At 58.3% G+C, this 11,882-nt stretch carries 14 protein-coding genes; 4 read left to right on the forward strand and 10 right to left on the reverse strand.

Features of this window, described 5'->3' with window-relative positions:
- Positions 1 to 6: 6 nt before the first annotated feature.
- Entirely contained in the window at positions 7 to 303 is a 297-nt protein-coding gene (locus NW829_RS09860; RefSeq protein ID WP_011431796.1) for a DUF2470 domain-containing protein, read from the reverse strand.
- A gap of 205 nt (positions 304 to 508) precedes the next feature.
- A complete protein-coding gene (locus NW829_RS09865) occupies positions 509 to 1,180 on the reverse strand; it encodes a hypothetical protein (protein ID WP_414416982.1) in 672 nt (223 codons plus the stop codon).
- Positions 1,181 to 1,271: 91 nt separating this feature from the next.
- Here NW829_RS09865 and NW829_RS09870 point away from each other — a divergent pair, with 91 nt between their 5' ends.
- Positions 1,272 to 1,700 carry a hypothetical protein gene (locus NW829_RS09870; RefSeq protein WP_414416983.1) on the forward strand — a complete coding sequence of 143 codons (429 nt, stop codon included), beginning with the start codon at positions 1,272 to 1,274 and terminating at the stop codon, positions 1,698 to 1,700.
- Positions 1,701 to 1,769: 69 nt separating this feature from the next.
- Here the strand turns inward: NW829_RS09870 and ispG are convergent, their stop codons facing one another.
- The 3 genes from ispG to NW829_RS09885 are packed head-to-tail and all read right to left on the reverse strand — an operon-like array spanning position 1,770 to position 4,431.
- Positions 1,770 to 2,999 carry a (E)-4-hydroxy-3-methylbut-2-enyl-diphosphate synthase gene (gene ispG / locus NW829_RS09875; protein WP_414343922.1) on the reverse strand — a complete coding sequence of 410 codons (1,230 nt, stop codon included), beginning with the start codon at positions 2,997 to 2,999 and terminating at the stop codon, positions 1,770 to 1,772.
- A 49-nt stretch (positions 3,000 to 3,048) separates the two neighbouring features.
- Positions 3,049 to 3,870, reverse strand: a complete 822-nt coding sequence (locus tag NW829_RS09880) for an MOSC domain-containing protein (RefSeq protein WP_414416984.1) — start codon at positions 3,868 to 3,870, stop codon at positions 3,049 to 3,051.
- 45 nt (positions 3,871 to 3,915) lie between these two features.
- Positions 3,916 to 4,431: a bifunctional nuclease family protein gene (locus tag NW829_RS09885; RefSeq protein ID WP_011431791.1), complete on the reverse strand. Its 516-nt coding sequence runs from the start codon at positions 4,429 to 4,431 to the stop codon at positions 3,916 to 3,918.
- Between NW829_RS09885 and NW829_RS09890 the strand changes: the two genes are divergently transcribed.
- The gene (locus NW829_RS09890; protein WP_414416985.1) at positions 4,430 to 5,278 is read left to right on the forward strand and encodes a cobalt-precorrin-6A reductase; all 849 of its coding nucleotides are present in this window, start codon (positions 4,430 to 4,432) and stop codon (positions 5,276 to 5,278) included. The genes NW829_RS09885 and NW829_RS09890 overlap by 2 nt on opposite strands.
- Positions 5,279 to 5,303: 25 nt before the next feature.
- On the opposite strand, the gene NW829_RS09895 is transcribed toward NW829_RS09890, so the two are convergent.
- The gene (locus tag NW829_RS09895; RefSeq protein WP_414412876.1) at positions 5,304 to 5,660 is read right to left on the reverse strand and encodes a single-stranded DNA-binding protein; all 357 of its coding nucleotides are present in this window, start codon (positions 5,658 to 5,660) and stop codon (positions 5,304 to 5,306) included.
- Positions 5,661 to 5,996: 336 nt separating this feature from the next.
- On the opposite strand from NW829_RS09895, the gene NW829_RS09900 reads away from it, so the two are divergent.
- Positions 5,997 to 8,153, forward strand: a complete 2,157-nt coding sequence (locus NW829_RS09900; RefSeq protein WP_414416986.1) for an NAD(P)H-quinone oxidoreductase subunit 5 — start codon at positions 5,997 to 5,999, stop codon at positions 8,151 to 8,153.
- Positions 8,154 to 8,324: 171 nt separating this feature from the next.
- Entirely contained in the window at positions 8,325 to 8,822 is a 498-nt protein-coding gene (scpB, locus tag NW829_RS09905; RefSeq protein ID WP_414412874.1) for an SMC-Scp complex subunit ScpB, read from the forward strand.
- Positions 8,823 to 9,006: 184 nt separating this feature from the next.
- On the opposite strand, the gene NW829_RS09910 is transcribed toward scpB, so the two are convergent.
- From NW829_RS09910 to NW829_RS09925, 4 genes are all read right to left on the reverse strand, one after another.
- Positions 9,007 to 9,657, reverse strand: coding sequence for a peroxiredoxin (locus NW829_RS09910; RefSeq protein ID WP_414412873.1), 651 nt, complete (start codon positions 9,655 to 9,657; stop codon positions 9,007 to 9,009).
- A 143-nt stretch (positions 9,658 to 9,800) separates the two neighbouring features.
- Positions 9,801 to 10,595, reverse strand: a complete 795-nt coding sequence (locus NW829_RS09915; protein WP_414416987.1) for an alpha/beta hydrolase — start codon at positions 10,593 to 10,595, stop codon at positions 9,801 to 9,803.
- Positions 10,596 to 10,769: 174 nt separating this feature from the next.
- Positions 10,770 to 11,357 carry a lysostaphin resistance A-like protein gene (locus NW829_RS09920; RefSeq protein ID WP_414328684.1) on the reverse strand — a complete coding sequence of 196 codons (588 nt, stop codon included), beginning with the start codon at positions 11,355 to 11,357 and terminating at the stop codon, positions 10,770 to 10,772.
- Positions 11,358 to 11,580: 223 nt separating this feature from the next.
- A partial coding sequence (locus NW829_RS09925) for a zinc ribbon domain-containing protein (protein WP_414416988.1) occupies positions 11,581 to 11,882 on the reverse strand: 302 nt, incomplete at its 5' end.

An 11,882-nucleotide genomic window follows, 5' to 3' on the forward strand; every position in this document is an offset into this window, starting at 1 on the left:
CTCTCATCACTTTGTAGCCTGTTTAACTTGAGCGCGAGCCTGCTTCACCATGGCAATTAAGGTTTGATGGGCGTCCTCAGAGTCCCGCAGGGGGTGGTCGAAGCGGATCCGCAGCGTTTGTACGGCCCCGTCGACCTGCACCCGCAAGTCCATCCCTTCCGGGTCAATGGCCTGCATGCGGGCTTGGGTAACTCCTTCCACCTGGCCAAAGACCCTGGCGTAGAGGGCTATTGCATCGGCATGATCTTCGTTCATGTGCTTGCAGATGCGCTCGCTAACTTGGGGGGTGAGAGGATCGCCCATGGCAGTTGTTTTTAGCTTACAGCCCTCAGTTTAAAGCTCCCGCCAGTCCACAGTAAACTACCCAACCCTACCCCTGGCCAGTACAATAATGCGGCTAACCCAGCGTTAAAAGCGGCGCTCCCGGATAGGCAGCCGTTTAGGTTTCAGAATAAAAAGGCAGGGATCCCTTCCCCTCCATCCCAGAGAACACCAGGGATCCAGGGGATCAAGCTTGTCCTTGGGCCTGTAGCTCCAACAGCTCATCTGCCATATCCAAAAAAGCCTCCCGATCCAGATAGGAGACATCTCCCACCCACTCCCCCAGCTTGACCACATAGACCTCGCTCAAGGTGGGCCGGCGCTGCAAATCGCGGGAATAGGCTTTCACCAACCCGAGCACCGATTGCTTTTTGACAATTCGCCTGTAGCGGGGATCGTCCTTGGCCCGCACACGATAGACGACTCCGGTCTCATCGCCAATTTCCATCTCAAACTGGCGCTCCCGCACCTCTTCAATGTAGAAGTTGCCATCTTCATCCAGCTTTTCTCGCTCTTCCACCACCACCTCGAAGCGGCGAGTACGCAGCACCTGCCCAAAAAACAATCCCCCATAGGGAATCTCGCGAAAGGCTAGCTGACGGCGGGAGATGGTGTAGAGCGGCCCCCACAGGAAGGGATAGAGCAACGAGAGAATCCCGACCAGGAAGGCGATTGCCCCCAGAAAGGATCCCTCGCCGAAAGCGCGGGAAAGAACCAGCAACGCCACGCCCACCAAAATGGCCGTGATGATGCGGCCCGTGCTCTTGAGGGCATCGCTCCAGTAAGCCGCATACTGAAGGCGCGTTGGCACCACCGGAATCACCGATTCGCATTCTTCTGGGGTTAGCTCCAACAACATGCTCCAAGGATCCTCACAATGCCACACTCCATCTGCAACGGGCCAGACCCTATCTTAATTAAAATGAGGCAGGGGCGCTTCGCCGCCGGGCTTGTCTGCTGCCAGTCCTTGCACACTTGCCACTTCCATGCCGACAGGATCCCATTGCTCCTCGACCAGCCAGACCATCAGACAGCAGGTGGCCCAATTGGACGAGGGATCCCGTCGCGACAAGGCTTGGCTGGGGGATGCGGTGTTGAGCTTGTTTGCCCGGCAGTGGCTGCTTGGCCCACCTCAAGACTGGCAAGTGCCTTCCCCGCCCAGTTGTGACTTGAATCGCGCAGAACTCTTCACGTGGCTGACCTCCAATCAATTTTTGTCGGCCCTCAGGGATCCCACGCAGGTTGAGGCGGAAATCGGCCTGATTTACGAAAAAGAAGGTCTACAAGCAGCGTTTGAATATATCCAGGCGCACCTGCTGCCTCTGTTTGTAAGGCAGGTGAACAACCGCGCCAAAGCCCTGCGTGGCAAACGCCACTAGCCAGTTTCTGAGCGAAGCAAGAGCGCGGCAGGATGGCTGGGCAGGTCGCCTCTTGAGGGGGAAGCAGAGTTAATGGGAAGAAGGGGGATCCACCCAGCGCCCATCGGCTTTGATCAGATCGATCAGCGCCTGCACGCCTTCCGATTCCGGCACCCTTTTCACTTCCTCTTTGCCGCGGTAGAGAGAGATCACCCCCGGCGTCTTGCCCACGTAGCCGTAGTCGGCGTCGGCCATCTCTCCCGGCCCATTGACAATGCAGCCCATGACGGCAATGTCCAGCCCCACCAGGTGCTGGGTTGCGGCGCGCACCTTCTGCAGCACCTCCTCCAAATTGAAGAGGGTGCGGCCACAGGAAGGGCAGGCCACATACTCCACCATGGTTTTGCGCAGGTTCAGAGCTTGCAAAATGCCGTAGGCCACCGGGATCTCCTTCTCTGGCGCTTCCGTGAGAGAAACCCGAATCGTGTCGCCGATCCCTTCAGCCAAGAGGGTTCCGATCCCCACCGCCGACTTGATGCGCCCATATTCTCCATCGCCCGCCTCGGTGACACCTAAGTGGAAGGGGTAATTCAGGCCCAGGGCATCGAAGCGACGAGCTGCCAGCCGGTAGGCCGCCAACATGACCTGCGGGCGGGAGGCCTTGAAGGAAAGCACCACATTGTGAAAGTCTTGCTCGGCGCAGATTTGGGCAAATTCCAGGGCCGACTCCACCATGCCCTCAGGCGTATCCCCGTAGGTGAAGAGCATCCGCTCTGCCAGGGATCCATGATTTACCCCGATGCGCAGGGCTTTGTTCTGGGCTTTGAGGGTCTGGACAAGGGGGGTGAAAGTTTCCCGGATTTTGTTGCGGATGGCCTCAAATTCCGCCTGGGTATATTCTGTGCGACCGGGCTGAGGTTTTTCAAAGACGAACAACCCTGGATTGATGCGCACCTTGTCCACGTATTTGGCCACCTCCAGGGCGATCTTGATGCCGTTGTGATGGACATCGGCTACCAAAGGCACGGGCTTGTAGGTTTGGATCAGCTTCTCCCGAATTGCCTCCATCGCCTTGGCATGGGCCATGCTGGGAACGGTAACCCGCACAATCTCTGAGCCTGCCTCGTGCAGACGGCGGATCCCGGCTACTGCTGCGTCGATGTCGAGGGTGTCCTCGTTGATCATGGACTGTACCACCACCGGGTGCTGGCTGCCGATCAACACATCAGCTACGGCCACCGTACGGGTGGGGCGACGGGGATAGACCGGTTCTGGGTAGGGCTGCTGAGTGGGGGCGTTGGGCCGATCCAGGGTTTGCATAGCTTGGTCAAGCCAAAAGAGCTGCTCTAGCTTGATTGTAGGTCGGAAACTAACCTGGGGTTCGATTCAGCTCAGGGTAAAGGCTGAGGGGTTCAACCCCGAGGATTTCGACGGGATCCCCAACCCTCAGGTGCTTGCCCGCCTCCGTTCTCGGGATCCACGTATTGATCCCAAGGCGATAGAAATGGTCAAAGCGGCTGGCTTCGGCCCAGGGTGGCAAGGTTTTCTGCCGTTGCGCTACGAAGTGCTTTTGAAAACCGGGATAGGCCTCTCCGCTCAGGGGATCCCGGGTGGGCACCACACAGCGGGTGCAGGGGTTGAGGCCCAGCAGCTCCACTTCCCCAATGCGAAAGCGCACCCCTTGATCTGCCTGGGCAAAGAGCCGATCCTCCCAAAAGGGCAGACATTCCGACAGCTCGATATTCATGCGAAAGCGTTGCCGCATCTCTTCGGGGGTGAGGCCGGGGAACCAATTGGCCACCGTCTCCAGAGTGGCTATGCTGATCAGGGTGGGGCCGTTGGCATAGGGATCATCCGGAAACCCCCTGAGAGGCTCCTCCAGCAGTTGCACCGGAAAACCGAACCAATCGCTGAGCCAAGTCTGCAAAGCATCCCGCTGCTGCTGCAGGTCAAACTGAGCCGCCTTGCCATCCCCCCACAACTGCACCCGGCACAACCGGGGATCAAACCGGGCCCGCAGGCGGTGGACTGCAGCATGGCGTTTGCCGTTTACCCGCTTCCCCTCCGCATCCACCAGGGCGTAGCGCCGATCCCCCTCCAAAGTCCCCCCTGCCGTCAGCCTCACCTCAGACAGAGGGCTCCCATCCAGGGACTTGATGGGATAGACCGTTAACCTGGCAACCTGGGGCATGGCCTGTCTGCCGGGATCCCTGGGGGTGGGATCCGCCTTAGCTGCTTAACTGTCGGCTTCGGTGGGATGGTCGGTCATGGGGTAGCTGCGGATAAAGTCTCTGGGGGTTACATTTTCTACAAACTTGCGAAAGGCCTCCCGCTCCGCCTCGTCGGCATCCTGGTTCATGGGGATCGAGGCTTCCGCAATGACCTCTTCCACCGTCCAGATGGGAACATGGGCCCGCAGAGCGAGGGCAATGGCGTCGCTGGGGCGGCAGTCGATCTCTTGTTTTTTGTCACCATTCACGGTGACGAGCACCGCGTAGAAGGTGTTATCCAGCAACGCGTGAATGATGACTCGCTCCAGCTTGATCCCCCACGTCTTCCAGGAGTTGAGGATGAGATCATGGGTCATGGGGCGCAGTGGCTTTTGGTCGTCCAGGGCCTGCAAAATGGCGTTGGCCTCTGCTTTTCCCACCCAAATGGGCAGGGCACGACGCTCACTGCCATCGCGCAGGATGACAATGGGGTTTTGGTTGACGGCATCGACCGCAATCCCAGCCACATGCATCTCGATCATGAGCAATTGCCTCCAGCCGGTGATCTTGATCGTATCTACGGGCGTCAAAGTTTGGCAACACACCATGAGCTCAGTTGGTAGTCCAGTTGAAGTGGCTTTGATCGGGGGCACTAGCGAGAGCCGCAGCTTGGCCGACGCCCTCAGCCGCCAAGGGATCCCTTGGGTGGCAACCGTCACCACTGAAGGGGCCAGAAGACTGTATCAGGATTTGCCCGGTCAGGTGGTGGTCACCCGATTTTCGCCGTCATCTCTGGAAGAATTCCTGCAAGAACGCCGGATCCGCGTAGTGGTGGATGCCTCTCATCCTTTTGCCCTGCAGATCTCGCAACTGGCCATCCGGGTGACGGCCCAACTGGGGATCCCCTACCTGCGCTACGAACGCCCTCCTGTAGAGCTGGATCCCTGGGTCCAGGTGGTGCCGGACTGGCAGGGGGTGCTCACAGAGGCGGTGCTGGCGGGGCGGCGGGTGCTGCTGACGGTGGGAGTGAAGGCCCTGCCCCTGTTTGTACCTTGGCAAGATCGCTGCCAACTGTGGGCACGGGTGCTGCCGGAATCGGTTCCCCAAGCGGTGCAAGCCGGGATCCCTGCCGAGCGGGTGATCGGGATGCGCTTGCCCCTCAGCTTTGAGCAAGAACTGCAGCTTTGGCAGCGGTTCAGCCCTCAGGTGGTGATCAGCAAAGCTTCTGGGGAAGCAGGCGGGCTGGGGATCAAGCAGGCGGTGGCCAAAACCCTGGGGATCCCTCTGTGGGTGATCCGGCGACCCCCGTTGGACTATCCCTGGTGCAGCCAGGATTTGACAGCAGTGGTGCAGGCCTGTAGGCGATGCTTGGAAGGAGCGGGACCTTGAGGTTGCCCAGCTCCAGTCCAACGGGTCAAAACGGCTCTTCGGGGGGCAGGTTGGAGTCGCGGTCTTGACGGGATCCCAGCAATTCCAGCCGATCCACAGCGATGATGGGTCTCTGGCGCTCTTCTCCGGTGGATTTGTCTTTCCAGCGATCGAACTTGAGGCTGCCCGTTACCCCGATGAGGCTGCCTTTGCGCACATACTCTCCGGCCACCTCGGCAGTGCGGCCCCACAACTCCAGGTTAAACCAATCAGGCTTGTCTTCCCCTTTGCGGAATCGGTTGACCGCCAAGCTAAAAGTACAGACCACCTTGCCTGACTCAAAGTAGCGCACCTCCGGATCCATGCCGGCTCGCCCCACCAGGGTCACCAGGTTCAAGCTCATGGGTAGTTTCTCCAGACCGCCAGTAGATCTAGCCTTCGTTGTAGCGCTCGCAAGGGATCCCTGTCATCTTTTGGCCTGCGACCGTCAGCTTGGGCTCAGAGCCGATTCTTTAGGATATCTACAGATTCAACTGCGGGGATCCCGATTGATCTCTGGGAAAAGCCTCTGCTGTGATGGACTTGATGCTCGGGATCCGGATCCGCACTCTGTCGCAAAAGTTTACAATGGCAGAAGCAGTTGAGCAAATGCCAGCCCACCAGACACTCCCACCGGCCAATTGCAGGGCTAGCAGAGCAGGTTCGTTGCTGTGAGAGGACGCATTCGGAAGCATTTCCCATGGAATTCATCTACACGTACGCCTGGTTGATCCCCGTCTATCCTTTGGTGGCGGCCTTTCTCCTCGGCTTAGGCATCCTGATGTTCAACGCCTGGACAAGGGCCAACCGCTCTCTGGCTGCCTTTTTGAGCGTGTTCTCGACTGGGACGGCGATGGTTCATGCCTTTGCCCTTTTGGTCAGCCAGGTGCAAGGGCACGAAACCGTCCTCAGAACCATCACCTGGGCCCAGGCGGGATCCTTCTCGGTGGACATGGGCTTTGTCGTGGATCACCTGAGCGCCATGATGCTGGTGGTGGTGACCACGGTGGCCTTTCTGGTGCAGATCTACTCCCATGGCTACATGGCCCACGATCCCGGCTATGTGCGTTTCTACGCCTACCTGAGCTTATTTAGCTCCTCGATGCTGGGCTTGGTGGTCAGCCCCAACCTGGTGCAGATCTATATCTTCTGGGAGCTGGTGGGGATGTGCTCCTACCTGCTCATCGGCTTTTGGCACGACCGGCAGGCGGCGGCAGAAGCAGCGCAAAAGGCGTTTGTGGTCAACCGGGTGGGAGATTTCGGCCTGCTGTTGGGCATCTTAGGTTTTTACTGGATTTCCGGTACCTTCGCGTTTGACGAGATCGGGCGCAATCTGCAGGAGATGCTGGCTAGCGGGGCAGTGAGCAGCAGCTTGATTGCCCTGTTTGCGGTGTTGGTGTTCTTGGGGCCGGTGGCCAAGTCGGCCCAGTTCCCGCTGCATGTGTGGTTGCCGGATGCCATGGAGGGCCCCACGCCCATTTCCGCTCTCATCCACGCAGCCACGATGGTGGCGGCTGGGGTATTCCTCTTGGCCCGCATGTTCCCAGTGCTGGAAGGGATCCCGGTGGCTATGGACATCATCGCCTGGACGGGGGCGGGCACGGCCTTCTTGGGGGCCACCATTGCCATCACCCAAAATGACATCAAAAAAGGCTTGGCCTACTCCACCATTTCCCAGCTGGGCTACATGGTCATGGCCATGGGGTGCGGCGCCTATGGGGCGGGCCTGTTTCACCTGATGACCCACGCCTACTTTAAGGCGATGCTCTTTTTGTGCTCTGGCTCAGTTATCCACGGCATGGAAGCGGTGGTCGGCCATGACCCGGTTTTGGCCCAAGACATGCGCCTGATGGGGGGGTTGCGCAAATACATGCCGGTTACGGCCATCACGTTTTTGATCGGCACGTTGGCCATTTGTGGGATCCCGCCCTTCGCCGGCTTTTGGTCTAAAGACGAGATCTTGGGCGCTGTTTTCGAACGGAACCCAGCTCTGTGGGGGGTGGGCTTCCTCACCGCCGGGATCACCGCCTTCTACATGTTCCGCATCTACTTCCTCACCTTCGAAGGGGAGTTTCGCGGCACCAACCTGAGACTGCGGCAGGAGGTGGCCATCAGCCAGGGCCGTCCTGTGCCAGCTTTTGCCTACGTTTTTGCGGGGAAACAACCGGCCTTTGGCCCTGGAGCCATGAACATTCAAGAAAAACCCCAGCCCAGCAGCCATCCTGAAGCTCAGGAAAACCTACACGATGGGCATGGCCACGCCTCAGAGCCCCATGAGTCCCCTTGGTCGATGACCTTCCCGCTGTTGGCTCTGGCCATCCCTTCTGTGCTGATTGGCCTGGTGGGCACCCCTTTTGCCAACTTCTTTGAAGCTTTCATCCACCCGCCGGCTGAGTCTGTGGCAGAGGCAGGCTCGATTTTGCCGCTGGTGGCAGCAGAGTGGCAGGAGGTGCTGGCGGGCCATTTCGATTGGGCAGAGTTTCTAATCATGGCGGGTAGCTCCGTGGGCATTGGGCTGATCGGCATCACCTTGGCCAGCTTGATCTACTGGCAAAAGCGCATCGACCCGGGCACCTTCCCCCAAAGCCTGCAGCCGCTCTACTACTTCTCCCTCAACAAGTGGTACATTGACGACCTCTATGAGCGAGTCTTTGTGCAGGGCACCCGCTTCGTGGCACGGGAGGCGCTGGAGGTGGACAGCCGCATCGTGGATGGTGTGGTCAACCTGACGGGCTTGGTGACCATGGTGAGCGGCGAGGCGATGAAATACCTGGAGAGCGGCAAGGCCCAGTTTTACGCTTTGATTATCTTTGCAGCGGTGGTGGTGATGGTGGTGGCATCAGGGGTAGGGTTCTAGCTCGAAGGCGAGGATGGATCCGGCCCGCTTGGCCAAGGGATCCCTCAGCCTAGAACTGCTGCTATGCTACGGAGCAAGTTGAGCGGATCCCTTGTTGCAATGGCCCCGCGTTCTCTTAAGTCGATTTCGCATCCCTTGTTGGCGGAAAGGCAAGGTCAGAGGGAGCGTGTCTTGGCCCTGAAAAATCAGATCGAAGCGATCCTCTACTTAAAAGGGCAGCCCCTGGAGCTATCCGCCCTGGCCCAGTTGGCCCATTGCAGTCGCGACGAAGCCTACGATGCGCTGCTGGAATTAATGGAAGACTATGCCCATCGCGATTCTGCCCTGGAAGTCCTACAGGTGGGGGAAGGGTTTGCCCTGCAGTTGCGGGAGCCGTTTTTGGAGCTGGCCAACCAGCTTTTACCCCCTGAAATTGGGGTGGGTGCTACCCGTACCCTGGCTACAATCATTCTGCGTGGCCCCCTCTCGCAGGCGGAGTTGGTGGAGTTGCGCGGCCAAGGTGCTTATCAGCACGTGGCAGAGTTAGTGGAAAAAGGCTTTGTGACCCGCTATCGCAAAGAAGGCAGCCGTTCCCCCTGGTTGCGGGTGACCGATAAGTTTCATCGCTACTTCACGGTAGATGAGCTGGCCAAAAAAGCAACAGAGGCGGCTTCTTTCCCCGAAGAATAAACTTTGAAGAATAAACTTTCCCCAACTGCAAAATGAGGGATCCCTAACTCCTCTCTCCCAAAGGGAAAGTGTCTCAATCTGGCTTGAAATAAAAAAGGATCCCCTGGTCGGGGATCCAAATCGAGGGGAGCGCAGCTTCGGCAGAGAAGGGATCAGCCGAAAGTAGGTTCGATTGCTGAGACTTCTACTTGTTGGGCTGAGGGGTGACCCGCAAATAGGGCTTAATTTCCTTGTAGCCTTTTGGGAACTTCTCTTTCAGCACTTCCGGATCTTTCAGCGAAGGCGGAATGATGACATCGTCACCGTCTTTCCAGTCGGCGGGAGTGACAACGTTATACTTATCCGTCAGCTGTAGGGCATCGATCACCCGCAGGAGCTCGTCGAAGTTGCGGCCTGTGCTGGCCGGGTAGGTAAGAATGAGGCGTATCTTCTTGTTGGGATCGATGATGAACACCGAGCGCACCGTCAGGGGCAGCCCTTCTTGGTTGATGTTGGTTTGATCCAACATGTCGTAGAGCTGAGAAACCTTGCGGTCTGCATCTGCCAAAATGGGATAGGTCAAAGTGGCGTTCTGGGTTTCCTCGATGTCTTTTACCCAGCCGACGTGGGAGTCCACATCGTCCACACTGAGGGCGATCACCTTCACACCCCGCTTTTCAAATTCGGGCATCAGCTTCGCAACAGTGCCTAGCTCCGTGGTGCAGACCGGCGTGTAGTCGGCGGGGTGAGAGAACAACACCACCCAGCTATCCCCGGCCCAAGAGTAGAAATCGATTTCGCCGTGGGTAGACTTTTGCGTGAAATTGGGAGCAGTATCGCCAAGTCGGAGAGACATACGCTCTTGATCCTCCGTAAAAGGGTTCAATCCGGTGAGACAGGGATCCGGATCCTTCGACCCGATCCCTTCCGATCTTGCCACATAACTCCACTTTTCCGAGCGGATTGCAGGTGATTTTAAGATTGTCCTCACCTAAGCCGCTACTGAGGGAAGACAACATGGGGATCCACCAGCTCGGCTACGAATTGGTGCAGGATGGTGACATAGCGCTCTCTAGCCACCTGCAGCAAGTTGTTGTGATCGGCTCCCTCGATGGGCACCAAGCGTTTGGGATCCCGTGCTGCTTGGTAAAGGGCTTCAGCATGCCAGAAGGGGATTAGACGATCCTGGGTACCGTGCAAAATCAGCAGCGGGCAATCGATCTTGGCAATGCGGCTGAGGTTATCGAAGCGATCGAAGGGCAGCAGCGGGATGCGCGTCAAGACGCGGAAGGCAGTCACGAAAGTAGATTCCAGGATCAGGCCGCCCACTGGTTTTTGCGCTGCCAGGTAAACCGAGGGCCCGCCCCCTACTGATCTTCCATAGACCAAGATCCGCTCCGGCGGGATCCCTTGGGCAACTAGGTAAGTGTAAGCGGCCTCGATATCTTTGTAAGCGCCGGCCTCGGAAGGGATCCCTTCGCTGGTGCCGTAACCGCGGTAGTCGTAGGCCAAGACGGCAAACCCAGCCTGCTGCAGGCCCACCAGGCGGGGCAGGATATCCCCCAAGTCTTCGGCGTTGCCATGGCTGTAGAGGAGGGTGTAGGCAGCGGCGGGATTGGGCAAATGTACCGCTGAAATCTGTAGCCCATCAGAGGTCGTGAGCTTGAGAATGGCATCCCCATCTCGATAGCTGGCGGGCTGGGGCAGAAAGATCAGCCGCTCCGATTGAAACCAGCCCAGCCAGAGCAGGTAGCCGTACACCACCAGCCCGACCAGCAGCAAGGATCGCCCCACGCGCAGCCATGGGAAGGATCCCCAAACTAGTTGTAGGAGATCTCGGTGGGGCATTGACAGGAAGGCATCGACAAGTAAGTTAAGCTCAATTTGCGGCACTTGCCCAAGGTTCTGCGCTGCTTACAGGCAACCCCTTTCCCATAAGGGAAGAGGGGAGCACGAAAACTGCATCCTTCAGGGCTCCGCTTGAGAGAAAAAGCATTTCCAGGCACAAACCCCAATCCAGTTGACAAGGGTGTGGGCGACAATGGTGACCAACAGGTTTCCCGACAGCCACAAGCCAATCCCCATGAGGATACCAACCCCGCTGGCCCAGACGGCATAGGGCCAGCCCTGCCATCCCAGCCAATGCAAGGCGCCAAACAAGAGGCCGCTCAGCAGGATCCCGCCTGTCCACCCTAAGGGGCTGGCCACCAGAGCTGACAGCAGCACACCGCGAAACAGCCATTCCTCGCTCCAGCCCGGCAGCAGGCCCACCCAAAGGATATCTCCCCACTGCAAGGGATCCGCCACCCAGTGTAAGTAGGCAGTGGCTGCCCGACGATAGGCTGGCCAGAGCCGGTAAACCCCGCCGCTGAGCAGAGCCACCCCCAGTCCCAGCCCTGCCCCCCACGCCAAGGCTAGGGGATCCCAGCGAAACGGCACGGGAAAGGAGGATCCCAGCCAGATCCAGAGACCCACAATGAGAGCCGAAAACAGGGTGGTGATGCCCATTCCATTCAAGATCTGTTCGCGTGTGCAGGGCTGAATCTGGGAAGTCATGGAGGGGATCCCTAGGCTTCGAACTCCGGAGGGTTAACAGCAGCTGCTGTTTTTATCATCGTTTATCTCAGCGGTCCTAGGTTCACGGCAGGTTGACAGCAGCTACAGAGCGTCCCTCAAAACTGCCTCAGCTTGTAAGCCAGCATGGATATGAGCCTTGAGTGTGACCAAAGGGACTCAATCGCCCCCTTGCTCTGTCTTGTAAACTACCCGGCTCCGACCGCTAAGCGGTACGGAGCGGGCTTTCAGTAGCCCTGAGCCTGTTCTGCTCTACCAGAGAACAAAACAAGCCCGGACCTCTAGGCTGGTTTACGACAGCCCCCAAGAGCGCAATCACATTCGCACCATTCAAATCCGCATCCCCTTCCCATCCACAGTGCCCACACTTGAACGACTTACCACTGCGGTAGGATTGCGCAGGATCGGGATGGATGTGTAAACACTTGTGACAGGTCTGCGACGTGTAAGCAGGCGGCACAAGAATCAGAGAAACCCCTGCAACCCTCGCCTTGTATTCCAGAAACT

Source organism: Synechococcus sp. R55.8, from assembly GCF_047461895.1.
GTDB lineage: Bacteria > Cyanobacteriota > Cyanobacteriia > Thermostichales > Thermostichaceae > Thermostichus.